21 protein-coding genes are annotated in these 25,426 nt (G+C 43.3%); 14 read left to right on the plus strand and 7 right to left on the minus strand.

Going from position 1 to position 25,426, the window contains the following annotated elements:
- The first annotated feature begins 3 nt into the window (after window positions 1-3).
- Entirely contained in the window at window positions 4-699 is a 696-nt protein-coding gene (locus ACHUFI_RS16825) for a protein kinase domain-containing protein (protein WP_394251188.1), read from the plus strand.
- 72 nt (window positions 700-771) lie between these two features.
- On the opposite strand, the gene ACHUFI_RS16830 is transcribed toward ACHUFI_RS16825, so the two are convergent.
- Complete coding sequence (locus ACHUFI_RS16830; protein ID WP_394251190.1) at window positions 772-2,001, minus strand: hypothetical protein; 1,230 nt, start codon at window positions 1,999-2,001, stop codon at window positions 772-774.
- A gap of 272 nt (window positions 2,002-2,273) precedes the next feature.
- Between ACHUFI_RS16830 and ACHUFI_RS16835 the strand changes: the two genes are divergently transcribed.
- The 8 genes from ACHUFI_RS16835 (at window position 2,274) to ACHUFI_RS16870 (ending at window position 14,163) form a co-directional block, all read left to right on the plus strand.
- Complete coding sequence (locus ACHUFI_RS16835) at window positions 2,274-3,314, plus strand: HD domain-containing phosphohydrolase (protein WP_394251191.1); 1,041 nt, start codon at window positions 2,274-2,276, stop codon at window positions 3,312-3,314.
- A 16-nt stretch (window positions 3,315-3,330) separates the two neighbouring features.
- Window positions 3,331-6,966, plus strand: a complete 3,636-nt coding sequence (locus tag ACHUFI_RS16840) for a hybrid sensor histidine kinase/response regulator (protein WP_394251193.1) — start codon at window positions 3,331-3,333, stop codon at window positions 6,964-6,966.
- A gap of 272 nt (window positions 6,967-7,238) precedes the next feature.
- Window positions 7,239-8,210, plus strand: a complete 972-nt coding sequence (locus tag ACHUFI_RS16845; protein WP_394251195.1) for a tripartite tricarboxylate transporter substrate binding protein — start codon at window positions 7,239-7,241, stop codon at window positions 8,208-8,210.
- Between the two features lie 203 nt (window positions 8,211-8,413).
- Window positions 8,414-8,911, plus strand: coding sequence for a tripartite tricarboxylate transporter TctB family protein (locus ACHUFI_RS16850; RefSeq protein WP_394251197.1), 498 nt, complete (start codon window positions 8,414-8,416; stop codon window positions 8,909-8,911).
- 10 nt (window positions 8,912-8,921) lie between these two features.
- Window positions 8,922-10,442 carry a tripartite tricarboxylate transporter permease gene (locus ACHUFI_RS16855; protein ID WP_394251199.1) on the plus strand — a complete coding sequence of 507 codons (1,521 nt, stop codon included), beginning with the start codon at window positions 8,922-8,924 and terminating at the stop codon, window positions 10,440-10,442.
- A 171-nt stretch (window positions 10,443-10,613) separates the two neighbouring features.
- The gene (locus ACHUFI_RS16860; RefSeq protein WP_394251201.1) at window positions 10,614-11,378 is read left to right on the plus strand and encodes a sulfite exporter TauE/SafE family protein; all 765 of its coding nucleotides are present in this window, start codon (window positions 10,614-10,616) and stop codon (window positions 11,376-11,378) included.
- A gap of 62 nt (window positions 11,379-11,440) precedes the next feature.
- Window positions 11,441-12,193: a substrate-binding periplasmic protein gene (locus tag ACHUFI_RS16865; RefSeq protein WP_394251203.1), complete on the plus strand. Its 753-nt coding sequence runs from the start codon at window positions 11,441-11,443 to the stop codon at window positions 12,191-12,193.
- Window positions 12,194-12,423: 230 nt separating this feature from the next.
- A complete protein-coding gene (locus ACHUFI_RS16870; RefSeq protein WP_394251205.1) occupies window positions 12,424-14,163 on the plus strand; it encodes a methyl-accepting chemotaxis protein in 1,740 nt (579 codons plus the stop codon).
- A gap of 82 nt (window positions 14,164-14,245) precedes the next feature.
- Here the strand turns inward: ACHUFI_RS16870 and ACHUFI_RS16875 are convergent, their stop codons facing one another.
- From ACHUFI_RS16875 to ACHUFI_RS16895, 5 genes are all read right to left on the minus strand, one after another.
- Window positions 14,246-15,517 carry a hypothetical protein gene (locus tag ACHUFI_RS16875; protein ID WP_394251207.1) on the minus strand — a complete coding sequence of 424 codons (1,272 nt, stop codon included), beginning with the start codon at window positions 15,515-15,517 and terminating at the stop codon, window positions 14,246-14,248.
- The gene (locus tag ACHUFI_RS16880; RefSeq protein ID WP_394251209.1) at window positions 15,511-17,601 is read right to left on the minus strand and encodes a TonB-dependent receptor family protein; all 2,091 of its coding nucleotides are present in this window, start codon (window positions 17,599-17,601) and stop codon (window positions 15,511-15,513) included. Before ACHUFI_RS16880 ends, ACHUFI_RS16875 begins: the two co-directional genes overlap by 7 nt.
- Window positions 17,598-19,022: a GlyGly-CTERM sorting domain-containing protein gene (locus ACHUFI_RS16885; RefSeq protein WP_394251211.1), complete on the minus strand. Its 1,425-nt coding sequence runs from the start codon at window positions 19,020-19,022 to the stop codon at window positions 17,598-17,600. Before ACHUFI_RS16885 ends, ACHUFI_RS16880 begins: the two co-directional genes overlap by 4 nt.
- A 62-nt stretch (window positions 19,023-19,084) precedes the next feature.
- The gene (locus ACHUFI_RS16890; protein WP_394251213.1) at window positions 19,085-19,576 is read right to left on the minus strand and encodes a hypothetical protein; all 492 of its coding nucleotides are present in this window, start codon (window positions 19,574-19,576) and stop codon (window positions 19,085-19,087) included.
- An 88-nt stretch (window positions 19,577-19,664) separates the two neighbouring features.
- A complete protein-coding gene (locus ACHUFI_RS16895; protein WP_394251215.1) occupies window positions 19,665-20,105 on the minus strand; it encodes a CopD family copper resistance protein in 441 nt (146 codons plus the stop codon).
- 89 nt (window positions 20,106-20,194) lie between these two features.
- Between ACHUFI_RS16895 and ACHUFI_RS16900 the strand changes: the two genes are divergently transcribed.
- From ACHUFI_RS16900 to ACHUFI_RS16920, 5 genes are all read left to right on the plus strand, one after another.
- Window positions 20,195-20,980 carry a Crp/Fnr family transcriptional regulator gene (locus ACHUFI_RS16900; RefSeq protein ID WP_394251217.1) on the plus strand — a complete coding sequence of 262 codons (786 nt, stop codon included), beginning with the start codon at window positions 20,195-20,197 and terminating at the stop codon, window positions 20,978-20,980.
- Between the two features lie 243 nt (window positions 20,981-21,223).
- Entirely contained in the window at window positions 21,224-22,375 is a 1,152-nt protein-coding gene (locus ACHUFI_RS16905; protein ID WP_394251219.1) for an HD-GYP domain-containing protein, read from the plus strand.
- Window positions 22,376-22,497: 122 nt separating this feature from the next.
- The gene (locus ACHUFI_RS16910; RefSeq protein WP_394251221.1) at window positions 22,498-22,938 is read left to right on the plus strand and encodes a YtoQ family protein; all 441 of its coding nucleotides are present in this window, start codon (window positions 22,498-22,500) and stop codon (window positions 22,936-22,938) included.
- A 279-nt stretch (window positions 22,939-23,217) separates the two neighbouring features.
- Entirely contained in the window at window positions 23,218-23,412 is a 195-nt protein-coding gene (locus ACHUFI_RS16915) for a hypothetical protein (protein ID WP_394251223.1), read from the plus strand.
- A gap of 254 nt (window positions 23,413-23,666) precedes the next feature.
- Window positions 23,667-23,858 carry a hypothetical protein gene (locus ACHUFI_RS16920; RefSeq protein WP_394251225.1) on the plus strand — a complete coding sequence of 64 codons (192 nt, stop codon included), beginning with the start codon at window positions 23,667-23,669 and terminating at the stop codon, window positions 23,856-23,858.
- Window positions 23,859-23,954: 96 nt separating this feature from the next.
- On the opposite strand, the gene gnd is transcribed toward ACHUFI_RS16920, so the two are convergent.
- On the minus strand, window positions 23,955-25,403 hold the full coding sequence (gene gnd / locus ACHUFI_RS16925) for a decarboxylating NADP(+)-dependent phosphogluconate dehydrogenase (protein WP_394251227.1): 1,449 nt from the start codon (window positions 25,401-25,403) through the stop codon (window positions 23,955-23,957).
- Window positions 25,404-25,426 lie beyond the last annotated feature (23 nt).

Raw genomic sequence — 25,426 nt, forward strand, 5'->3', positions numbered from 1 at the left:
CCAATGCAAGCTACGGGTGATACTTCGGCGACACGTCGAAGTATCTCTTTGCTTAGCAAACACGGCTATTCCAATATTACACCACTCTCCCATCGTAGTTTTCGGGCAACTCACCCTGACTGGGGCCAAGTCGTTGTTAAATTTGCTCTCGAAACCAAACACAGAGTCTGCTTAAAACGCGAAGCGGAATTCCTACATTCATTTCCATCGCCATATTGGCCAACCTACCGAGACTACTTATCTTTGGGCTCAACCGATTGCCTAGTCGTTAGCTTCATTTCAGGGAAAACATTAGCGGAACAGGCATTAAATCCTAGTGCTGATTTAAGCTGGATGACAGCTGCTGAAAACGCACTCTTAGCGTTACATGCTACCAACCATGTACACGGAGACATCAAACCATCAAATGTCATCTTGGAAGAAAACGGTGGTGTGAAACTGATTGATTTAGGTTCTATTCGTAAGCAAGGTGACGACTATCTCGCTGACCGCTTCGATAGCTACACCCCATCATTTACGACTCGGGGTTCAAACGGGCATTATGCTCACTGCTTAGATGACTGGGGAAGCTTTGCCTTAAGCATTCAGCGCTACTTATTAGCGGCAACAGGCGCTAACGAAAATGACGATTCGACGATGAGGCTCAGTTTTAAAATGCCTAGCCGCTATTACATGCTTTTGCAACGCAGTTGTCGATAGTAGCTATCGCGCTTGTGGATAATAAAAAAGGCGAGGTTTCCCCTCGCCTTTTTTATTGCCATCTCATTTTAGCTATTCAGGTATCAACAAGGACTCTAAGCCACCAGCCACCGTAGTTGCGAGTGACTTCGGAGAAAGGCTTTCTTTGACGCCCTCCGCAATAGTTTTGCCCGAGAAGAAATCTTTAACTTTTTGTTTTCGTAGCGCTTTATTAAAAGCTTTCTCGTCTGTGCCAGGAATAAAGTTAGTTTCGCCACGTGCAGCGTTTAGTGCTTGTTTCGCACCAGGCTTAGTGCTCTCTAATGAAATGTCACTATTCGTAATAAATACGCGCGCTTCTTCTTGCAACAAAGAATAAGCTTTTAGCGTCGATTTTTGGAAAGACAACTTCACTAACGAAGGATCGGTACTAACTGGTTGGCCGAACTTCGCTTTGATTCTTCGAGTAAGCCGAGTTTTCATACTCGGAGGTGGCGGTGTTACATCCGCGATACTTAAAAAGTTGTAAGGGGAACTGTAGCAAGGCATACAAACCATGTAAGAAGCAATCACCGGTACTTCTTCCATTTTCATTTTGAACCAATCACGGAAGAAATTAGCACCGACAACATCGCGCTTTTGATTCAGCATGATGCATTCTTCTTTGAATTTTTTAAACTTTCTCTCCATAACCCATTTATCATATAAGCCTCGGAAAAAGTTAAATATCGATAGCACTGCTTTCACAATACTCGTCACTGTCGCGCCAATACCAGAACTCGCTAGATTAATAGCTATAACACCACCATGAGCAAGCGCAATCATTGAATCTTCGACTGCTACTGCTCGTATTTCACTACGAACCTTGTCGATGACATCGACTCCTACTTTGGTTGTTGCTACAGAGCTTAGGTGTCGAGTTTTATGATTATTCACCACTTTGCCTAGTGCCGAATAGATGCGAGAAGCAGCTTCCTTTATATCATCTATTGCAGGAGCGAGATCAGCGAAGATTCGTTTTACCAAGCTAGGGATCATACTCAAGATCTGAGCTTTGATGTCGTCCATTACTACGCCTGTTATCGCTTTGGCGTATTCAAGAAACTTAGCTTTAATTTGCTCAGTGATATTTTCAACCGCACTAGAAATGGCAAACTTAGCGCCAGTTGCAGCCTCTGAAATGGTGTCAGCTAAGTCATTCGTCTGTAATGCAGCTTCTACTGCTGTTTTTACTTTATCGACTTTACTCATACCAACCAAATCTGTATTCGCAAATAACGCCAACATATCTTTTTGTATGAGGGTTAAACCTGCATTTGGCATATCGTCACTCCCTGCGTTAAGTAGGCCGCAATATAATCAGCCCAGATTATGTGATTTAATAAGTTTATTACTAAACCGACCACTTAATTTAATATTTATCAATTAAAGGTTAACATATAAAATCATTTCTCCACTGAATCATACTGTGTTTCTCGTTACCTGATTCCAACTTTCGCTTTGAATCAATGAGATATCATGCAATTCGAACAAATTAAACTACGCTTATTTAACAGGTAGCTTCACACTCTGGTTAAATTTTTTAGGGACAAAAAATGGATCAAAAGACTGTAACGAAACCCATTATTCTGGTTGTTGACGATATCCCTGATAACATTCATACCCTTTCCGGCATTCTCAATGATGATTTCAAAATAAAAGCCGCAACTTCAGGGGAGAAAGCATTAAAAATCGCATCAGCTACCCCAAAGCCCCACCTCATACTATTAGACATCATGATGCCCGAAATGGATGGTTATGAAGTTTGCCAAAGGCTAAAGGAAAACCCAGTCACCGCTGATATCCCAGTTATTTTTGTTACTGCCAAAACAGATGTCGTGGATGAGCAGAAAGGTTTCGAGCTTGGAGCGGTCGACTACATCACCAAGCCAGTCAGCCCTCCAATTGTTAAAGCTCGAGTAGCGACTCATATCTCCCTCTACGATCAGAACTTGGCACTTTCTAATAAAGTGAAACAACGCACAGAAGCACTAGAGCTGAGCCGACTTGAAATCATTCGTAAATTAGGACGTGCCGCGGAATACAAAGATAATGAAACGGGTATGCATGTTGTACGCATGAGCTACTACTCGAAGATACTCGCAGAGCAGCTTGATGTAAGTGCTCGCTGGGTAGAGCTGCTCTTTCAAGCCGCCCCAATGCACGACATAGGCAAGATAGGTATTCCGGATAATATTCTTGGTAAGCCTGGAAAACTCGACAAAGACGAATGGGAAATTATGCAAACTCACGTCAACATTGGCGGTGACATCATTGGCAATAACGAGTCTGAACTTCTCAAAATGGCGCAAGAAATCGCGCTTTATCACCACGAAAAGTGGGATGGCAGTGGCTACCCTCACAAACTTAAAGGTGAAGAGATCCCGCTAAGCGCTCGTATTGTCGCTATTGCAGATGTTTTCGACGCACTAACCAGTGAGCGCCCGTATAAACCTGCTTGGCCTGTTGAGAAAGCAGTGAGTCTCATCGAAGAAGAAGCCGGCAAACATTTTGATCCAAACTTAGTGCCAATCTTCATCAGCAAGTTAGAAGACATGCTTTCTATCAAAGATTCATTTACCGATGAACTAGAATAATCATTACAGGTAGCTTATGAATACTGTTTCTCGATTCGCCTCAGACTCGAAAAAAATACTGGTCGCTTTTGTTATTTCCACATTAGTACTTTTCTCTGTCGCGGCTGCAGGTTGGTTTAACCTTAATAAACGATTCCTCGGCGTGGAAGACTATGCGTTAAGCACTCAACTTTTGACATCCGTGGATAAGCTTCGAGTCTACGAGTTAACTTTCAGTGATGACAATCAACTACCTGCCGCTGAAATGGTATTTAACGAGGCCAACGAAACCACAAAACTGGCTCAGTTATATGCTGAAAATAGTCAGCAGCCTAAAGCAACCAACCTTCTTGCTAGCTATCTTGAAGATTTTGAAGCGTATAGTGAGCTTCTGTTATTCAGCGAAGAAACACGTGAACGAATGAACTCCCGTTCGCTTGCAGCGACTCAAGCCTTATCCGATATGCAAGCGTCTCACAAAGCAACCATTTTGAACGTCAGTGATTCTGTTCGCCAATTACGAGACCAAAGTGAAGCTCAAGCCGATATCGCAATGAAATCTGGTTGGCTTTCGACCTTGAGTGCAAATGTGCAAAACTTAGCAAAAGAATACTTACTCAATGAAACGCCTAAAGCTTTTGCACTGGTTAAATTAGAACTGAACAAAGTGTCGAGTTTGGTCGCCCAACTTGAAAACGAGATATCTGATATCGAAGGCACTCAGAATCTGCAGCTTGTGACTCAATCTAAGAATCGTTTTCTTACCAACCTTGTTCAACTGCAAGGTTTACCCAAAAACGCAGACAAGCTTAGAAATTCCATTATTAGTCAGGTTTCTCGCACAGGCATTGAACTGTCTCGCTCATCAACAAAGCTTTCCGAACAGCAACAAGCTTTACTAACCGACCTAAACAAAGAAGTTACTCAGGCTCAAAGTGACCTCTCATCTCAACTTGCCGTTGGTGAAAACTTACTGGTCATTCAAACTCTTCTTAGCCAATCAAAGCAGTATAACCGCGACTTTTCACTCGCTGACGAAGAAAGCCAATTACTGATTGCGGATATGGTGTTTCAGCTAATCAATAATATGCAATCTACATCTGTCGCTGCAAAAGAACTCCTCAGCCGCTATGCACCTGAAATGAAAGTGTCTGCTTTTGATGAGCATGTGGCAATGTACGAGTCTGAATTCATGTCACTCGCAGAAGCGCAGTCCAAAAGTCATAGCGTTCAAGCGGCTATGAACGAACACTTCTATGCTCTTAGAGATATGGTCTCGTCTTCTTACCTTGCTGAAAACGAGAATGTAAAAGATTCTTCAAGTGTTTCTTTCCATTTGGGCATTGGCGGTTTGATCTTTTTCGTCATCATTTTGCTAATGGGAATTTTGGCTAATAAGTCCCACTCAGCTTTGGCACAATTTGCGAAGAACTTAGCCGTCGCTCGTGATGAAGCAGATGCAGCGAACCAAGCTAAATCGGACTTTCTTGCCAACATGAGCCACGAAATCCGAACGCCAATGAATGCGATCATTGGTATGAGTTATCTCGCGTTAAAAACCGACTTAACCAAAGCCCAGCGTAACTACATACATAAAGTAAAACTCTCATCAGATTCTTTATTAGGTTTAATCAACGATATTCTGGACTTCTCTAAAATTGAAGCCGGAAAACTCGACATTGAAAACGTAGATTTCCACTTAGAAAACGTACTCGACAATATTACGAACCTAGTGGGTTTACGTGCATCTGAGCGAGGGCTAGAGCTGTTAATCCAAGTAGACCGTGATGTACCAACCAACCTAGTTGGCGACCCACTACGACTTGGGCAAATCCTCATCAACCTAAGTAATAACGCCGTTAAATTTACAGAGAAAGGGGAAGTCAAAATCTCAATATCTGTCGCGGAAAGACAAGGTGATAACGTCAAACTTAAATTCGCAGTAAGTGATAGCGGAATTGGTATGACGCAAGAACAAGCAGCGAAACTGTTCAGTAAATTCACGCAAGCAGACAGTTCTACCACACGTAAATACGGTGGTACCGGCCTTGGCTTGGCAATCAGTAAAGAATTAAGCCAATTAATGGGTGGCGACATCTCCGTCACAACTGAACTAGGCAAAGGCTCAACGTTTGCATTTACGATTGAAACTACCGTCAGTCACTCGATCACTCAAAACCGAGTGGTAGTACCGACTTCGCTCAACAATCTTAAAGTCTTAGTTGTTGACGATAACTCAAGTGCCCGCCTGATCGTTGGCGACATTCTTGAGTCTCTGAAATTCACTCCAACGCTTTCAGCATCAGTTGATGAAGCGTTATCAGAACTTTCCAACGCCGAATCTCAAGACTCTCCTTTCGATCTCATTATTTCAGATTGGAAGATGCCAGGGAAAGATGGGGTTGACTTAGTCGAGTCCCTAACGAAAGGTAACCTACTTACTCAATTGCCGAAGATCATGATGCTCACCGCATACGGCCGTGAAGAACTCTCTGAAGCCCTTACAATAAGAGGATTAGAAGTTCCCAGTATTTCTGATAAACCAATCACTTCTTCCCATCTATTTGATTCTATCGTGTCACTATATGGCTTAGAAACAGGAAGAGTGTCGCGTAGTGAAATTGAGCAGCAAACACAACTTGCCAACGTTCAGCAACTTGCTGGGGCTAATATTCTTCTGGTCGAAGATAACGAGATCAACCAGGAGCTCGCGACCGAGTTACTTGAAGGTCAGCAAATCCGTGTCACCATCGCTGAAAATGGACAAGAGGCGATCGACAAATACAAACAAGCGATCGCTGAACAGCGACCATACGATGGTATTTTAATGGACTGCCAGATGCCAATTATGGATGGATACGAGGCAACAGAGCATATTCGCGTCCGAATCGGAGACCAGGATGTTCCAATTATCGCGATGACCGCAAACGTCATGGAGCGTGATAAAGAGAAAGCGTTGAGCTGTGGAATGAGCGACATCATCGCTAAACCTATCGACGTAGGTTCAATGTTTGCCACATTAGCAAGTTGGGTGACCCCATCTCAACCGGTTGAGTTTGTTTCTCCAACCACTTCTTATTCTGCTGAAGAACCAGCCCTTGCATTAGACTTATCAGACGTCGATGGGCTCGACACTGACCTCGGCTTACTGCGTGCGAACAACAACCATAAGCTGTATCAGAAATTAGTCTCAAGATTTGTTGATACTTATTCAGATACCGAACTAGTTGTCGCTGAAATCAATGGTTCTAGCCAAGAAAGATACATTCACACCCTAAAAGGCGTGTCTGGAAACTTAGGGGCGACCAAGCTTCATGATCTCTGTGAAGACCTAGAAAGAAAACCAGATAACCAAGCTTTAAAAGAAGAAGTCATCACTCTAACATCTGCGTTAACTACCGCTGTTGGGGTCGTAATGTCCACCTTCGACAATGACACGGCAGAAAGTGATCGTGGCTCGCAAGAGATACAGACTGATGCAACTCTATACCAAACATTGGTTGAAGCGACAAAAAATGATGATACAGAAGCGTTATCAATCGTTCTTGAAATCGAAGATGGACGAACTGTGGGATTATCACCACAAGCGTTCAAACAACTAGAGAACGCCCTTGAAGAATTCGATTTTGATACCGCAATGGAAATTCTAGATACGTCGAATTTAGCGAACTAGACATTAAACCCAATAATTTCAATACTTTAAAAGGAGCCTTCAGGCTCCTTTTTTGTTTTCATCGCTCAGCTCTTTTCGCCCGTGAACTTTATGAACAAAACCTACTTTATGTCCTTTATTCTCAATATCACCACATTAAAGACAAACTTGTAACATCGCGTTAACTTTAGCTTATCTACTCGGCAGCTTGCAGTTTAAAGCTACTGGATAGGCAACATACAAGCATAAGTATCAGTCAACGAACCGATACACTCACATAAGGAACGTGAATCATGTTTAAGGCATTAAAACCTACACTAGCAGCTTCAATCATCGCAGCTACCTTTTCTTTCAGCTCTCTTGCTGCCGATGTTGAAAAAATCCATTTCCTAATCCCTGGCGGCGCCGGTGGCGGTTGGGATATGACGGCTCGCGGTACAGGTGATGTACTGGTTAAATCAGACATCGTAGATAACGTATCTTTCCAAAACCTTTCTGGTGGCGGCGGTGGTAAAGCAATCGCACACCTAATTGAAACTGCTAAACGTCAAGAAGATACCTTGATGGTGAACTCGACTCCAATCGTTGTTCGCTCTCTAACCGGTGTATTCCCTCAATCTTTCCGTGACCTTACGCCTGTTGCGGCAACTATCGCTGACTATGGTGCAATCGTAACCTCGGCAGATTCAAAGTACGACACTTGGGAAGATGTAGTTAAAGAATTCGAATCGAATCCTCGTAAAGTAAAAATCGCTGGCGGCTCGGCTCGCGGCAGCATGGATCACCTAGTAGTTGCTGCAGCGTTTAAAGGCGAAGGCTTCGACGCTAAGAAAGTTCGTTACATCGCTTACGATGCTGGCGGTAAAGCAATGGCTGCCCTACTTTCTGGTGAAACTCAACTTCTATCCACTGGCCTTGGTGAAGTCCTAGAGATGTCTAAATCTGGTCAAGTGAAAGTTCTTGCAGTTACTGCTCCTAAACGTCTAGATGCAGCTCCAAACATTCCTACGCTAACTGAATACGGCAATGAAACAGTATTTGCTAACTGGCGTGGTTTCTTCGCAGCTCCTGGTACTAGCCAAGCGAAAATCGATGAATGGAACCAAGCACTTAACAAAATGTACACCACTGATGAATGGCAAGTTGTTCGTGACCGTAACGGTTGGATCGACAACTACAAAGGCGACAAGGACTTCTACGCATTCCTTGAAGACCAAGAGCAACAAATGGGTGACCTAATGCGCGAGCTAGGTTTCCTTAAGTAAGACCCTGATGGCCTAGGGCTGGAAACGGCCCTTTCCTGTTTTGCCGTACATGAGTTTAACCCTGAAAAACTCCTTTGTTTATTTGTAAGTCGCCTGACTAGCAGCAAGCTTCTTACCTTCCGTTAATGATCCTGAATCTTCTCATTAACTCGCTTATGTACGGCTTTTTTTATTCCCCCTTTACCACGCAAATGGAGTTGGATATGTCGGACTTGCCAACCAAACTATTAAGTAAAGAGTATCTTCTGTGTCGCGACCGCGTCGGCGCTATGATTTTCTTACTCGTATGCCTTTGCTATGGCTACCAAACCACACTCATTCCTTTATTCCCTGGCGACGAATATGAACCCTTCACGGCTCGTACCCTGCCAACACTCTTAACCTTTGCGGGTATTGGCTTATCGCTACTGTTACTGGTTACCGGACAAGAAGACAAACAAAGCGGTGCAGTATCAGATTTTGATTGGAAGCTACTTATCAGCTTTCTAGTTCTTATGGCGTTGTACGGCCTAGGTCTTACTTACTTAGGATTTGTATTAGCGACAAGCTTCTTCTTGCTTGCAGGTTTTTACCTACTAGGTGAGCGTCGTAAACCGGTGTTGTTTGGAGCTTCATTCCCATTCGTTATCGCGTTTTACCTTCTATTAACCCAAGGTCTAGATATCTACCTAGAGCCTGGTCTAATTTTCACACTTTGGTAGGGATAACATTATGTTAGACGGAATTTTACAAGGACTTTCTACCGCAGTCATGCCAATGAATATCATGATGGTAATCGTTGGCTGTTTTGTGGGTACATTCATCGGTATGCTGCCAGGCTTAGGACCGATTTCAGCCATCGCTCTGATGATTCCTATTACATACGGCCTAGACCCATCTTCAGGTCTAATTCTAATGGCTGGTGTTTACTATGGTGCGGTATTTGGCGGTTCAACCTCTTCAATTTTGATTAACGCTCCTGGTTGTTCATCGACAGTGGTTACAGCCTTCGATGGCTATCCAATGGCACAAAAAGGCCAAGCCGGTAAAGCACTTGCTCTTGCAGCATACTCTTCATTCACTGGCGGCACGCTTTCAGCAATCATGCTACTTATTGCGGCTCCTGCTCTAGCAAGCGTCTCGCTAAGCTTTCAGTCGTCTGACTACTTCGCATTAATGTTACTTGGCTTGTCAGCGGTTGCGGCGTTTGCTGGCCCTGGTCAAGTGGTGAAAGCTTGGATGATGACCATTCTAGGTTTGATGCTTTCAACCGTAGGTATCGATAAAGGTGTAGGCGTAGAACGCTTCACTTTCGGCCTAACCGATCTTATGGATGGTTTCAGCTTCCTACTATTAGCAATGGCAACATTCGCTCTTGGTGAGACGCTAATGGGTATCCTAAAACCTGAAAAAGACACCAGCGCCGAAGAAAGCCAGAAGATGTCTGACATTGGTAGCATGAGAGTTACTAAAGAAGAGATCAAAGAAGTGGCACCGGTTTCAATTCGTTCATCGATTCTAGGGTTCTTCACCGGTGTTTTACCAGGTGCAGGTGCGACTATTGCCGCATTCCTAAGCTACGGTATGGAGAGAAGCTTAGCGCCAAAAGACAAACAGAAAGAGTTTGGTAAAGGCAGCATCCGTGGTCTAGTTGCACCAGAATCTGCGAATAATGCGGCTTCTAGTGGCTCGTTTGTACCACTACTAACGTTGGGTATTCCAGGTTCAGGTACAACCGCTATCATGCTAGGCGCACTTATCGCTTATGGTATTCAGCCTGGTCCTCGCCTATTCGTTGAGCACCCGGACGTATTCTGGTCAGTTATCATTTCTATGTACTTCGGTAACATTGTACTAGTGATTCTAAACTTACCTTTAATCCCTTATATCTCGAAGCTATTGGCAGTACCAAGGACGGTTCTTCTTCCAATGATTTTGTTCTTCTCGATTACGGGTGTGTACTTAGTTTCATTCAACACAATGGATGTATTCATCATGCTGTTAGTCGCTATGGGTGCTATCGCATTGAGATTGGCTAACTTCCCTCTCGCACCGTTACTGCTTGGTTTCATTCTTGGCGGTTTAATGGAAGAGAATTTACGTCGAGCATTAATGATCAGTGATGGCGAGTTAAGCTTCCTTTGGGAACGTCCAATCACAATGACATTCACAATTCTGGCAGTACTTGTGCTTGGTAGCCCAATGTTCGTAAAACTGTTTCAAAAGTTCAGAGCTAAACCTGTAGAAGCTTAATATCCCCCGAGCTTATAACCCCAAAAGGAGCGATTTCGCTCCTTTTTCTTTTTCTATGCTTAATAGCGCCATCAATTCATAAAGTTGTGATTAAACGCAATCAAAATTGTCTAATATTCAAGCGGGACTTCAAGTATTGTATACAATCTATTTTGTTATTGGTTGGAACTAATGGATTGGTTCATTTTATTCTTCTCTGGTGTGATTGGCGGCATCCTCAACTCTATTGCGGGCGGGGGGAGTTTTATTACTTTTCCCGCACTCATGTTTGCTGGCGTACCACCAATCGCGGCTAACGCTACCAACACTTTTGCTTCTTGTGCTGGCTATATCAGTGGCGCATATGCGCTGAGAGAAGAAATCATCCACGGCACTATGCAGCTTAGAATGACCATTACTTTAAGTATCCTAGGTGGAGCCATTGGCGCTTACCTATTATTGAACACGCCAGAAGCCGTCTTTACTCAATCCATTCCCTGGCTATTGTTATTTGCCACCCTACTTTTCGCTTTTGGCGGAAAAATCAACCACGCATTAAAAAAAGCCACGTCTAAACATAAACATGCTGCTAAGGCTGGAACGCTTTCAACTGGGTTATTGTTGCTGGTTGTATGTTTATATGGCGGCTATTTCAACGCGGGTTTAGGAATTGTTACGTTGAGTTACCTGGCGTTGGCCGGATACACCAACATAACAGTGATGAATGGCATCAAGCTACTTGTGTCAGCTTGTGCATCCTTTGCTGCAATTGTCTTTTTTATCGTCAGTGACTCGATAGACTGGTCACTCGGCTTTGCGACGTTGCTAGGCACACTTCTCGGTGGCTATCATTCCGCAAAAGTATCCCGGGGCATTTCACAGCAAACCATCAGAACCACCGTGTTATTCGCAAGCGTTATGATCACTGGCTACTTCTTCTATTCTACTTACTCGTAACGAGAACAATTACTCGCAGTGAGCTATCCTAATCTTAGAACCCATGATTAGTGCGCATACTCATGACTAAAACATTCCTTCAAATACTTATTACAATTGCATTATTTACATCAACTAGCACTGCATTCTCAAAAACGGTGGTTTTGGCTAACGGAGAATGGGCGCCCTACCAATCCCAATATCTTCAGCATTCTGGATTTGTCTCAAGGATCGTCAAAGAAGCCTTTGAAGAAGAAGGTTACGACGTCGAATTTGAATTTCTGCCATGGATGAGAGGCGTAGAGAAAGCCAAACTCGGAGAAATTGATGGCACATTCATTTGGGCTCACAGCGATGTGAGGGAAAAATATTTTCACTTTTCAAACCCAGTCCTTACCCTAACCACATCATTATTCCACCGTGTTGACGAGCAGCTAATCTGGAAGCAACCAGAAGACCTAAGAAAATACACCATTGGCGGTGTGATTGGATATGTATATGGATTAGAGGAACTTGAAGAGCTTGGTATCCTTAACATCGACCGAATCCCGAACGATACCGGCAACTACTACAAGCTAACAGCTGGCCGACTCGACATTGTCTTAGAAGATACCGATGTGGGCTTAAACATACTGCGCCGCCTTAACCTTTCACACGAGATTAAAGCCGACCCGAGAACACTTAACCAGCGCCACTATTCATTAATGATTTCACGTAAGTCAGAACGCTCGGAAGAGCTCATCAGTGCCTTCAATCGTGGCCTGAAAAAGCTACAAAATGATGGGCGAATTGATAAATACCGTGAAGACTCAGTGAAAGAAGGGTACAAGAAGTAGCCCTAAAAGCTCTCTACTTGTTGCACTTAACATCCAAGTGAAGTTTGCACACACATCAAACAAAACACTTTATTTTTATCAATAATTTATATTTCCCTTATCAATTCAATAACACTGACATACTATTACGCTCGTAATTGTAAGCCGACTAAAGAACACGTAGTCAGGTTACATAATCAATCCAAATAGGGTTATTTTGATTTTGTTCACTTTTAAGGATGTAAAGTGTCATGAAAAACCTTTCTTTCAAAAATAAGATCGTTGCGTTAATCGTATCAATCATTTCTATTACCATTCTGGTCTCCTACTTTAGTGTGAACCACTTTATCAGTGGTTATATCTACCAATCTGATACTAAAAATATTTCACACAATATCGACTTGATGCAGCAAAAGCTTTCTGGCGAACTTCAAAACAAAGTCTCTTTAGCGGAAAGCCTAAATTTCAGCATGATGGATATCACTGAAACCAAAGAACGTTCCGGTTTTCACCAAGTCGTTAAGATCGTTAATGGCTATGCTTTCGACGATTCAGGCAACATGGAAGAAGACGCTGCTCAGACTTTTATTGACCGCGCAGAAAACCACCCAGAGGGCACCATTGTTAGCCCGGTAACTTTGGCTAACCAAAAGCCTGTTATTACTATATCCATTAAGCGAATTGACGACTCTGTTGATTTCTTTGTCTTAGACCTTCAAGAGTTTGGCGACGTTATTCGCCAATACTCGATAGAAGGCAGTTACGCGGAACTCATCTCAGACAACAACATCACGATCTATTCAAATAAAGCGAGCGATAACGTTATTCCTGTCTATCACGCTATCGAGTTTTCAGGCCAAACTTGGCAACTGAACGGCTATATCGATACAACACTGATTGAAAGTAACACCGCGTCTCTTAATAACATGATCACCTTAGCTTTATTAGTGAGTGGCTTGATCTTCATTCTCTTGAGTGTGTTTCTACTTAACATTGCCTTCAAGCCTCTTCAAAATTTGAAAGCCGTCGTGGCTGACTTATCTCAAGGCAATGGCGATTTAACTCAACGCCTAGAAGTTTCTTCAAAAGATGAAATCGGCGAGATTTCCACATCGATTAACCTTTTCATCGAAAAGCTCCAGTCAATGTTTGTGGAAGTGCTTGATTCAGCAGCCCAGATAGATGCAGCGATTGGCCAATTGTCTCAGCAATCAAAGTCAAACGCTTCGACTTTGAATAGCCACACTGTAGAAACTGAACAAGCCATTGCGGCTATCGAAGAGCTAAGCGCAACGGCTAGCTCGATTGCGCAAAGTTCTAATGATGCGGCGAAGTTGACTGAATTAACCAACTCTAATGCTGGAGAGTCAAAAGAAACGGTGACTGGTGCGGTTTCAAGCGTATCAGACTTGATGAGCCAAGTAGCCTCAATGTCTGACACTATCAGCACGATGAATGAAGATACCAAGCAAATCAGCTCTGTACTTCAGGTCATTGGTGACATCGCCGAACAAACCAACCTACTTGCCCTAAATGCAGCCATTGAAGCTGCTCGTGCAGGAGAACAAGGCCGGGGGTTTGCCGTGGTCGCTGACGAAGTAAGAGCCTTAGCAGCGAGAACCCAACAAAGTACATCTCAAATTAACGAGATGCTTTCTAAGCTTCACGGGACAACGGATAACGTTGTGAAAGAGATGGCAACCACTCATTCAAGCTGTGAGCAAACGGCAGATAAAACCAATGAAGTAATGACCTCTCTAAACGTGGTGACCGATTCTGTTGTTGAAATCAACGATCTGAATACCTTGATGGCAACCGCTGCTGAGCAGCAAAGCCAAGTCACTGGCGAAGTAAGCCGTAACATGTCTGCCATCCAAGAGATGATTCAGCAACTGAATATCAACGCTTCTGAAACGACTTCGGTAAGTGATGAACTAAGAGCAACATCAAGTAACCTTTCCGATGTGGTAAGCCGATTTAAAGTTCAATAATTCACCAGAGTTAAGTACGGTCTACACGTAAAACGCCGCTTCCTAAGAAGCGGCGTTTTACGTTTAATAACCATATAGCTCGTTAAAAATAGCGGCGCCAAAAAGCTAGCCCCAAGAACCATATCGCAACAACTCCCAACCCACCAGCCGATACATCTTCTTGCTTCAAACTTTTTCCACCTAAGGTATTCTCCGCCGCTGCCAATGTGACTGAGTATGGAACCGCAGCCCCATCACCAGACAGCCAAGCATCATCATGCGAGAGCGTAACTTTCAGTGTGTGGCTATTAATTCGTTCCACTTGGGAAGAAGACACTATCTGATATTCATTTGAACCCGTATCGGTTAGCCCATATAGCAATACTTTGTTAGGTAATGGCTCAGTGAAATGGAGAATTAACACATGCCTACCGGAGCTCGGGGTCAGCGTATTCCAAGTAAGCGAAAGGTTCCCCCAAGGGTATTCCAGACCGGGTTGACCAAAAGTTGAATCTAGTTGCGCGAAATCATCGCTGCTATCAGGTGAACTCACTTGCCTTTTCATAGAGCCCGTCACCACACGAACAAACGTATTTCCATCTTCTAATGCAACAGACATCCCTTGCAGGTTTTCTGTCACGAGACCATCAACATGACTCGCGTCATAAGCCTTATCGCCGGCCTCTAGAGCATCAATAATTGAATCAGAGTCCGAATCCAGTGGCGACGTTAAGTCACTGCCAATTTCATCTCTGTCTGTCACACCATCGCCATCTGTGTCGAATGAATTTGGGTTAAGCCCGAGTGAGATAGCGAGCTCATCACTGATTCCGTCAAGGTTGGTGTCTGCACCAACCTGAACCGCGGTACCTACTAAATCAGGCTCTATCGTAAGAGGAAATACATTATAGATTTTCGTTCCAGCAATGCCGTCCTGACCATCAGGCTCCCGATCTAAAGCGTTGATTTCTAAACGAGCACCATTAGTCACGACTTCAAATGTAGTGGACGTGTTTGCCATTGGGTTACCTAAACCAGGGTGGTAGATCTGAAACGCATAATAAACCGTTAAAGTGCCATCATTATTTCGCTCGAAATGAAGTGTGTCACTTGCAGGGTCGATGTCATTCAAATCATGTAAGGCGTAATTAAAGCCCACGGTAAGCGTCGTACCGGATATGGTGACCGTGTCTGTTTCGAAATCCCATATCCATTCGGGATTGGTTACTCCATAACCCATTACATTTCCTAACGGCGCGGCTCGCAACGTCAGTTTATAATCGCCAGTGTACTGGCCGCTTGTTGGAATTGAAGCAAAGGCAAAGCTTTGCAAACTCCAATAAAGAGCAAAGACTAAAAGCAAACGACTTACCATGAGTACCTAGCTCCTATGATTCCATTAATTCCCGGGCCAGGAATAAAGGTGGGTAAATCTGGTGCCCCCTGCCCTCTAATCGCGTATGCAGTTTGATAGGTCGTATTAGTGAGGTTGTTAATCTCTGCAAATATTTGGAATTGATGATTGGGCTGATAGCCCAGCTTCAGACCCAATAAGAAGTATGGGTCTTGAGAGTTCTCGCTCGTATTCATATGATCAGTAAAAGTTTCTAGCGGCTGCCAAGTGAAATTAGGACTGACTCGCCACGATTCCAAAAACGAATAATCGACACTACCTTGAATCAAGTGAACTGGCACACCAGCGATATTATTACCTTGGTAAAGCCCATCTTTGAAATAGAAGTCACTCCAATTGTAGATCAATGTACTGGTCACATTATCTCCAATTAACCACAACTCTTGGTGGTCATGACTAAGGCTCAGTTCCACACCATGATGAATCGTTTCTCCACCATAGTTTATGGTTTGTCCATTAACAGCAAAATCGCCAACAACAGAAATTAGCTCATCTTCAACCCATGAGTAATACCACGACGCATTCACGGCAAAATTTTCAAAATGAAATTGTCCACCCACCTCGGAAGTTGTCGCTGTCTGAGCGTTGAGCTCGTTGATGAACACATGATTATTTAGTGGATCCGTTGGATTAGCAGATACGGTCGCAAGCTGCCAGAAGTTCGGCGCCTCTGAGCTGCCACTGATATTGGCGTAGAGTCGGTTGTCTTCATTCAGCTGATAAACAAGCCCAAGCTTAGGATTCACTATCTGATATTCAAAAGAACTGTCTAATAAACTTTCTGTCAGTTCATCCGTGATTTCTCGGGAGTTATATACCCACTGCAACGCTAGGATAGAAGACAAACCATCAATCCATTCATACGTCCCCTGGGCCCCTAATGTCACGTTGTTTGCCGTGAGATCCATCCTTGCTATGGGCTTCATTAACTCCCCTGTCGCGGGATGGACTGAGGCTATTTCACGAGGCATCTCTCCCGAATTTCCTTGGAGAAAGACAAGAACCTGCCGATTCAGATAGTCATCTGAATAAAAGTTGAAAGTAGAACTCGCATCCATACCAACATTTTTATGTTGCGTATCAGCCTGAGTCAGCGGATTTCTAAACTCATCCGTTAGGCGTTCAAAATACACTCCCAATTGATATTCAGAGTCATCATCGTGCCATAGGCTACGGTTCGCTAAACGAAGTTGAGTAGTATGACGAAAAGGTTTACGTACGGGGATATTAAGTAGAGTATCCATAGGTTCGTCTCCTTCACCCATAACCTGTCCCGGTGTATCAATAGCTCTTTGCTTAGTCAGCAAAAATGGGATTTCGAAGTCATTGTCAGCCAAATTAATATAAGTACGATTCTCCCAACTTGAGGACGCATAACCCACATTCATTGCAAGGCTGTCTCGACGTGCTTTACTGTGATTGCGGTAGCCATCTCGCTGACTTGAGCTTCCCGATAAATAGTAATCCCAGTTTTTATTGCTATTGGCTAGGGCAAACCCGCCTTTAATTAGGCCATATGACCCGACTTCTCCTTGTATTTCATTTTCAGAGTTCAACCCATTTTTGCTGTGGAAGTTGATCGCGCCCCCTAAAGTCGTCGAGCCATAACGCATCGCATTGGCACCACGGTATACCGACAGGAGCCTCGCCTGTTCAGGGTCAACCAACCCTATAACAAAGGAGCCGTCCGCCTGATTGAGTGATAACCCATCAAAAAGTAACTGAATCCCTCGGTTAACAGGGTTGTCCTGAATACCGGAGCCCCTTATGTTTATCCTCGGTTGGTCATTCCCACCAAAAAACTCCTGAACGACAATACCCGACTGCTGACTTAGCACCTTCGCCAAAGAAGATTGGCTTCCAGCTAATTCTGAAGTATCGATTAAATTGGTTCCGCCGGGCACTGCTGCAAGCTCTTCCTCTACTATCAGTAGCTCAGCTTCAGCCTGCCTCTTACCTTCAATGACGATGGTTTCCGTTTGCGCAATTAGATAAGGGCTTATCGAAATAAGCCCTAAACCCATCACCTTTACTACAAGGTTCATCGCTTCTCCCGTCGTCTGAACAGAGAAAACGCCGTTAGCATTGCAAAGCTAAGCCAACCGAGGCTACCACCGCTAGATGAATCTGCATCGGCAGCGTTGTCCGTTACCGTTGTTTTCTTTTCCGGGGCCGCGAATAGAAGTTCAGTTAGAATCGTAGGGGCACTATCAGGGTTACTTAGTTCTAGCGAAACGTTGCCATCGTCTGACACCGCCCACTCAAGCTTGTTAAACTTTTGAACAAACTTACCTAGCTCCATATCTAGCTCTTTGGCGACATGGTAAATTTCGAGCCCTTCAGGGATTTCATCGAATGCGAGAAGTAAATCGACGCTGCTTTTCATTTCAGGGTTGTCGATAGCAAACGCGACATTACCGTATTCATAGTCGAGCACCTTTTCTTGTTCATTAAACTCCGGCGGTAAAAGGCTAACTAATGTGTGGTCTAATGCTACAGATAGGTCGAGTGGATAGGAGCGCGTATGTTTGAAAGACTCTCCACCAACACTCGACAAAGTAAACTTCGCTTTACCTTGCAACGAAATGCCAGACACAATAGCTGCGTTATTCGCTAAGTCTCCAGCTTCATGAGCGTCAGATAAGCCGTCTTGGTCGCTATCTATCCCACGTAAATAGACAGGGGTTTCGACTATATCGTCAATATTGTCGCCATCAGTATCAGTGACGGCCGGGTCTAAATACAGCAGAGCTGACATAGCATCAGTAATACCATTTTGATTGGTATCCACTAGCGTATCCAAAACCATATTTGACGAACTATATTCAGTCTGAACGACAGCTGGAAACACATTTTCGATTCGTGTTCCCGGAACATTGTCACTGCCGATTCCGTCTTCTACATCTGCGGTGGTAATAGACAATGTACCGTCATCGTTCTTCTCTACGTGAAAATGGGTGGTGGTTACTGCAACAGGAAATGGTGTCGCCATTGGTACCATCATTGATGGATCGAAATATTTTTTATGAGCATAAGTCAGATGGTACAAACCTGATGCTTCATCGTAACTTAATGGAATCGCCAACTGATCCATACTTGTTAAAGTGATATCTTCATCATTTCTCACGTTTTCTATTTCATCTTGATTGAACGCTTGAAACGGAACCATCATGACAAAGGCTTGCAGCATACTACCGCGAATCGTCACTACTTCATTATCAAAATCCCATCGCCAAACTCCGTCTGGTTCTGTATTGCCTAGTACTTTGTATTTTTCACCATTATGTTCACCATTCAGAGCAAACTCTGGCCAGGGCATTCCCATCAAACCCTGATCTTTATGAGTATTCATATTGAGTGAATAGTTTCCGACGTAGTTACCGTCGATTGGCGAAGCATAAGTAGCATTCGAGAAAGCGAACGCAGCCGCTATCGCGCTCACACGCGACAGTCTAATTAATGTCATGATAATTCCTTTTGAATAAAGTGACCCGATGGCCACTTTTCTTACCTAATATTGAAGTGAAGTTATTGAGCAGAACCCGTCCAGTTCAACTCAATATCCCAAGGGAAAAGTCCGTAAATTGCTTCACCAATCACACCATCACCATCTGAATCTAACGTCTTGAACTCAAGTCCAAAGCCCGTATCTGTGATTTCAAATTTCGACGTCGTTCGTGCTTTTGGAAAACCATATAGAGGGTTATAAGCCTGAAATACATAATCAAGTGTGTATGTGCCATCGCCATTATCTGTGAATGAGATAGGATCATGAGCGCTGTAACCTACAGGGAATATGGAGAATGAACTTTTAATAAAGCCGGAGTTAATCTTTACGGTTTTATTGTCAAAGTCCCATTTCCAGTTATAGCGTTGACTGCTTTTTGCCATCAACTTGTTAGCCGTAGTTCGAACTTCCAAGTTGTAATCACCGCTATAGCTACCTTGGATATTGGCAGTTCCTGCCGCAAATGCTCCTGAAGCAAGAAGAGTTAGTGATAAAGTCGCTAATTTAAGCATGATACCTTCCTTTATTTGGTAATGATTATTGTTTTCATTTGTATATTGAGCGAATTGTTCTTATCCGCAAATGACAAATGTCAATTCACTACCACTGGATGTAATACATACCTTTTGCTAGGAAAATAATGGCAAGCATGTGAAAGAAAACACTTAAGTGGGTGTACTTAAACCGTTTTGAAGTCATGTTGCCGCAGATTGAATACTTCATTGCCACTAAGAAATGAATCAAGACGCTTAGCGCTAATAATATCTTTACTGTTAATAGCGTTGAGAATGAAGTGGAAAACACAGAGGGTAACGGACTTAAATGCTGATACCCCATTAAAGCACCAGTCACAAACAACGTCACAACAACAAAAGGCATGATTTTTCGCCCTCTGAGGTGAATACCTTGCTCGACCAATGACATAGTTTTGGCGGGAAGATGCGGCCTAATTCCTTCTAAAATTAGTACTTCAAATGCCACTATACCGATGAAGATTGCAGCACATAAAAGGTGTAAACCCACTAATACGCCATAATGCATAATTTATTGCCCTATTGGTTGTTTATCTTAGTTATTGATGTGTATGATAATAGTTATCAATAAGATTAACATTTCAATAGAAATCTCAAATGACATTTGTCAACGGCACGGACCTAATGGACACAATTACGGACCAATTAATCCATAACTCTTTCATTTTCTCGAACATCGATATCAGTGCAAAGGTCTCCCTTTGCAAAGGCATGCAAATAGTAAAAATTTCACAGGGGAAGCACTTATTCGAAGCTGGGGATAACGCCAAACGCTTTTATCTAATTAAATCTGGTGAGATTGCGCTTTACCGTTTTTCACCTGAAGGCGAAGAGAAAATCTTTCAACAGCTAGAGGGAGGTGACAGCATCGCTGAAGCCGTGATGTTCATGAACCCAAGTGTTTACCCACTTAGTGCTAAGGCAAAAACCGACAGTGTTGTGTTGTCTTTTTCTCGCGAAACTCTACTTCAGTTTTGTAGTGCAAATTCCAATTTCGCTTTCCAATTACTCGGGGCAATGGCGAGTAAACTGAACCAAGCTGTCAACCGAGTGGATCAACTCACGCTAAAAGGAGCAAACCAAAGGCTAGTTTCTTACTTGCTAGAGCTTTATAAAAAACAAGGCGCAGACTGGCTAAAACTACCTGTCGCACACAATGTTCTTGCTGGACAATTAAACATCGCGCCTGAAACCTTATCTCGGTTATTCAAGAAATTGCGCCAAGAAGAGGTCATTAGTGGTAAAGGAGGAGTCGTCGTTTTACTAGATATCGACAAAATGTGCGATCTCGTCAACCTTCCAAACCCTTTCAGTGTCAAAGAGCTTCCATCTCATGGAGAAGTGATGGGCGGATGCTGTAATTTGTCTGGTCATTGGATCTAACTTTACATGTTCGATTGGAATCGAACTGTATTCCTTAAAAATTCCGCCATAAACATCGACAAATCATCGTTTTAGTGAACATTTGTTTCAGAATAAACACAATTTTAGTGATGAGATTAAAATTTGCCAGATCGCTCGGTTACTTTATCACCACTTGATTGGTATGGTAACAATTCTTACTTTTGAGATATTTTCATAACAATTAAAACAATTACACAACGGAAGTTAAGGTTGGTTTACACAATGTTTGACTACCCCAAGCTAAGCCAGTTAGCTGCGCAAGACAAAAATATCACTGAAATTTTGGATGACGTATTCCAGTTCGCACGTACCTATTACCCTTCTCTATCTCGGTTTTCGGTCGCATTACTTGGTGAGAACAAAGCGTCTAACTATTACATCTCAGATTTTCTTCATCATGCTTCTAACAAAGACTGTTCCGAGCATGAACTACAAGCGCAGTCTGCACTTGCAAGAATGTCTATTAACCCTGAAGTTAGAATCATTAACGATCTTACCGCGATGGATGCGACGGAAAGAATCAAAAAGCTAGTTCAAAGTGGGCACAGAAGTAGCTATACCTCGCCTATTCCACATCGCGGCCAAAACCTAGGCTTTATCTTCATCAATGCAGAGCAAATAGGTTTTTTCAGTGAACAAAATGTAGAATGCGATATCGCCTTCCTAACGCAGGTTGTCACCAACCTGTTTGTTCAGCAGTTTGAGAATCAGCGTCATTTTCAAAGCTCGTTATCCATTGCCTTAAACATGGGGCATGCGCGCGATCCTGAGACTAAAGAGCACCTAACGCGTATGGGCAAATACAGTGAACTCCTGGCTCGCCTGCTTTCAAAAAGAAAATCTGCGATCACTCATCAGTTTATTCACCGCATTCGGATATACGCCCCTTTCCACGATATTGGCAAATATAGAATCCCAGACAGAGTTTTATTTAGTACTGAAAAATTCTCTGACGAAGATCGTAAGGTCATGAATAACCACACCATCTATGGCGAAGAAATCATTAACGATGTCGTCAATATTTCTAAAAACCATGCGATTTCTCAGGAAGAAATCCAGTTCATTAAAAATATCGTTCGTCACCACCATGAACGTTTTGACGGCGAAGGTTTACCTGATTCTTTAGGGTTCTCTCGTATCCCTTTAGAGGCTCGTATTGTGACCTTAGCAGACGTATTTGATGCCTTACTGAGTAAAAGAGCTTACAAACGAGCATGGCCCCTTTCAAATGTAGTGTCCTACATAGAACAGCATAGTGGTGGGCTTTTTGACCCAGACTGCGTTCAGACGTTAATCAGCCATATTGATTTATTTCTAGCAATCCGCAACAAATACGGTGATCAAGAATCATCTCAAAATGCGATAGCTTCATAGCCACTAGGTGAGCGTGAATGGATTAGTGTAGCTGGGTTCATTAAGGCACAACCAAGCTTATGGTGACTTTTACCCCCTAAATTGTATACAATATATAAAACAATCATAAATAAGGAAGCAACATGATCTGGAAAGTCTATTTAAGCGGTGAGATCCACACAGATTGGCGTGAACAAATTATCCAAGGTTCTAAGCGACTCGGGCTGAATGTGGAGTTCTATTCCGCAAATACAGACCACGAGTCGAGTGACGCGGCTGGTGATATTTTAAGAGAGAACAGTTCTAACTTTTGGCGGGACCATCAATCATCAAAGGTCAATGCGATTAAAACTAAAACCCTGATAAAACAGTGTGATATTGGTATTGTTCGCTTCGGAGATAAGTACCGTCAGTGGAACGCAGCGTTCGATGCTGGTTTGCTAGCGGCAATGGATAAGCCTTTCATCACACTTCATGATGACACGCTTATCCACCCCCTTAAAGAGGTGGATGCGGCAGCAATGGCGTGGGCAGAGTCTCCACAGCATGTGGTAGAGCTTCTCAACTATGTTGTGAACAAATAAATCCTATTGTAAGTAGAACCTACTGCTAACAATAAAGTCCAACTCTAATACACCAATTGGTATTGACGATTTCAATACCATTAGGTGTATTTTCTATTGCGATGACAAATCCCCTCTCCTCCTACTCAAGTGAGAATGGTACTGGTTTTTGACAAAATAGTACTTTAGGCACTCTTGAACACTGCAAAATGGCAAGAAAGTACCACTATTTGACAAACCACTACTAAAAACGAAGAACAAGAGCCTTAACCTAGCTTTATTGCTAAAGAGGGTTCTGTCATGAAAACGCTAACAAAACAAATTAAACAACTCGTCATCCGAAACCGTTTCGACTGGGTCGCTCTAATCGCCCAAGGGTACGGAGTTAACTACCCCGGGCTATGGAAAACGCTCGGCTATCAATGCCCACAAGAGTTTAAGTCTGATTATCAAGCTAGCCTATTACACTTGCCCAGCTCTGATATCAAAAAGTAAGAGACATCATCACTTCCCCTTTCTAGCGGCTCTGTTTAGTCAGCAGGGTCGCTAGAACCTCGAACCCTTTAAATAGACGAAACTAATCCCACCCCAGACGTGGCTTAAACCTTAAATTTTAGAACTATCGTTAAACCTCGAAAGAAGAGTAATCAAGATCACCGAATCAGTTTTTTTGATATCAATTTAGGTTAATTTTCAACCAGAGGTGAGATACTAACTCTGTTAAAGGAAAACACTGTTTAGGGGGCAATATGAATACCAAACTAGGTCATGTTATGTCATCAAGTAGACTTATCTGCTTTGTCGCTTTTCTTGCTGCAACTTTTGCGTGGGTACTCAGTATGCCTGCACTATTTTCTGTATCGGTATTGTTTCTTATCGTAAGCGCTGTCGTTTACGTGATGGATATAATGAAAAATAACGCAAAAGAAAAAGACGCCTAATCCGCCCTCTTTCGATACATTGACTATCGTTGAAAACAAAAAAAGGATGCCAATTGGCATCCTTTTTTAATATTCAATACTGAATCTAACGAACGATTAAACGTCGTAAGTTGTAGAAGCAGTGTCGCCGCCTGTACCAGTCCAGTTTGTGTGGAAGAATTCACCACGTGGACGGTCAGTACGCTCATAAGTGTGAGCACCGAAGTAGTCACGCTGAGCTTGAAGCAAGTTAGCTGGCAGACGAGCAGTTGTGTAACCGTCTAGGAAAGATAGCGCAGAAATCGTACACGGCATTGGGATACCAGACTCTAGAGATTTCGCTGCTACTTTGCGCCATGCTACTAGGCTGCTTTGTAGGATGTTTTTGAAGTAATCATCAGAACCTAAGAATGCGATGTCAGGGTTCGCTTCGTACGCATCACGGATGTTGCCTAGGAAAGCAGAACGGATAATACAACCGCCACGCCACATTAGCGCTACGTTACCGTAGTTAAGGTCCCAGCCGTTTTCGTTCGACGCTTCACGCATTAGCATGAAACCTTGAGCGTAAGAGATGATCTTAGAAGCTAGTAGAGCTTGACGTAGTGCATCAACCCACTCTTGCTTGTCACCTTCAACTGGCGTGATTGATTTCTCAAACAAAGCTTCCGCTTCAACACGTTGGTCTTTCAGTGCAGACAGGCAACGAGAGAATACAGACTCAGAGATAAGCGTTAGAGGAATACCTAGGTCTAGTGCGTTGATACCCGTCCATTTACCCGTACCTTTTTGGCCTGCAGTGTCTAGAATCTTCTCAACTAACGCTTCACCGTCTTCATCTTTGTAACCAAGGATGTCAGCAGTGATTTCAACTAGGTAGCTGTCTAGCTCAGTCTTGTTCCAGTCAGCGAATACCGCTTGCATCTCGTCAGCAGACATACCTAGGCCATCTTTCATGAACTGGTATGCTTCAGTGATAAGCTGCATGTCACCGTATTCGATGCCGTTGTGTACCATCTTAACGAAGTGACCAGCACCGTCGTTACCAACCCAGTCACAACAAGGCTCACCAGCGTCAGTTTTTGCAGAGATACCTTGGAAGATTGGCTTAACCGCTTCCCAAGCTTCTGGTGCGCCACCTGGCATGATTGAAGGACCGAAACGAGCACCTTCTTCACCACCAGATACACCAGTACCGATGAAGTGGATGCCTTTCTCACGACAATGCGCTACACGACGGTTAGTATCTGGGTAGTTAGTGTTACCACCATCAATGATGATGTCGCCTTCGTCTAGAAGTGGGATTAGGTTTTCGATGAACGTATCTACAACGTCACCAGCACGAACCATAAGCATCACTTTACGTGGCGCTTCTAGCTTCTCAACTAGCTCTTCTAGAGAGTAAGCACCAACAATGTTAGTACCTTTAGCTGGACCTTCTAGGAACTCGTCTACTTTTGCAGCAGTACGGTTGTGAGCAACAACTTTGAAGCCGTTGTCGTTCATGTTTAGGATAAGGTTTTGACCCATTACTGCTAGGCCAATTACACCGATATCACCTTTCATTATTTATATCTCCTTGCGGCTAT

The organism is Vibrio profundi (assembly GCF_043642225.1).
In the GTDB taxonomy this organism is placed as follows: Bacteria; Pseudomonadota; Gammaproteobacteria; order Enterobacterales; family Vibrionaceae; genus Vibrio; species Vibrio profundi_A.

What these genes read in the sequence shown, in the direction of transcription:
- ACHUFI_RS16860 (WP_394251201.1), top strand. Translation starts at nt 10,614, where the DNA reads ATGGATTGGTTCATTTTATTCTTCTCTGGTGTGATTGGCGGCATCCTC.
- ACHUFI_RS16845 (WP_394251195.1), top strand. Translation starts at nt 7,239, where the DNA reads ATGTTTAAGGCATTAAAACCTACACTAGCAGCTTCAATCATCGCAGCT.
- ACHUFI_RS16870 (WP_394251205.1), top strand. Translation starts at nt 12,424, where the DNA reads ATGAAAAACCTTTCTTTCAAAAATAAGATCGTTGCGTTAATCGTATCA.
- ACHUFI_RS16880 (WP_394251209.1), bottom strand. Translation starts at nt 17,601, where the DNA reads ATGAACCTTGTAGTAAAGGTGATGGGTTTAGGGCTTATTTCGATAAGC.
- ACHUFI_RS16920 (WP_394251225.1), top strand. Translation starts at nt 23,667, where the DNA reads ATGAATACCAAACTAGGTCATGTTATGTCATCAAGTAGACTTATCTGC.
- ACHUFI_RS16850 (WP_394251197.1), top strand. Translation starts at nt 8,414, where the DNA reads ATGTCGGACTTGCCAACCAAACTATTAAGTAAAGAGTATCTTCTGTGT.
- gnd (WP_394251227.1), bottom strand. Translation starts at nt 25,403, where the DNA reads ATGAAAGGTGATATCGGTGTAATTGGCCTAGCAGTAATGGGTCAAAAC.
- ACHUFI_RS16875 (WP_394251207.1), bottom strand. Translation starts at nt 15,517, where the DNA reads ATGGTAAGTCGTTTGCTTTTAGTCTTTGCTCTTTATTGGAGTTTGCAA.
- ACHUFI_RS16865 (WP_394251203.1), top strand. Translation starts at nt 11,441, where the DNA reads ATGACTAAAACATTCCTTCAAATACTTATTACAATTGCATTATTTACA.
- ACHUFI_RS16855 (WP_394251199.1), top strand. Translation starts at nt 8,922, where the DNA reads ATGTTAGACGGAATTTTACAAGGACTTTCTACCGCAGTCATGCCAATG.
- ACHUFI_RS16895 (WP_394251215.1), bottom strand. Translation starts at nt 20,105, where the DNA reads ATGCATTATGGCGTATTAGTGGGTTTACACCTTTTATGTGCTGCAATC.
- ACHUFI_RS16840 (WP_394251193.1), top strand. Translation starts at nt 3,331, where the DNA reads ATGAATACTGTTTCTCGATTCGCCTCAGACTCGAAAAAAATACTGGTC.
- ACHUFI_RS16835 (WP_394251191.1), top strand. Translation starts at nt 2,274, where the DNA reads ATGGATCAAAAGACTGTAACGAAACCCATTATTCTGGTTGTTGACGAT.
- ACHUFI_RS16890 (WP_394251213.1), bottom strand. Translation starts at nt 19,576, where the DNA reads ATGCTTAAATTAGCGACTTTATCACTAACTCTTCTTGCTTCAGGAGCA.
- ACHUFI_RS16910 (WP_394251221.1), top strand. Translation starts at nt 22,498, where the DNA reads ATGATCTGGAAAGTCTATTTAAGCGGTGAGATCCACACAGATTGGCGT.
- ACHUFI_RS16830 (WP_394251190.1), bottom strand. Translation starts at nt 2,001, where the DNA reads ATGCCAAATGCAGGTTTAACCCTCATACAAAAAGATATGTTGGCGTTA.
- ACHUFI_RS16885 (WP_394251211.1), bottom strand. Translation starts at nt 19,022, where the DNA reads ATGACATTAATTAGACTGTCGCGTGTGAGCGCGATAGCGGCTGCGTTC.
- ACHUFI_RS16825 (WP_394251188.1), top strand. Translation starts at nt 4, where the DNA reads ATGCAAGCTACGGGTGATACTTCGGCGACACGTCGAAGTATCTCTTTG.
- ACHUFI_RS16905 (WP_394251219.1), top strand. Translation starts at nt 21,224, where the DNA reads ATGTTTGACTACCCCAAGCTAAGCCAGTTAGCTGCGCAAGACAAAAAT.
- ACHUFI_RS16915 (WP_394251223.1), top strand. Translation starts at nt 23,218, where the DNA reads ATGAAAACGCTAACAAAACAAATTAAACAACTCGTCATCCGAAACCGT.
- ACHUFI_RS16900 (WP_394251217.1), top strand. Translation starts at nt 20,195, where the DNA reads ATGACATTTGTCAACGGCACGGACCTAATGGACACAATTACGGACCAA.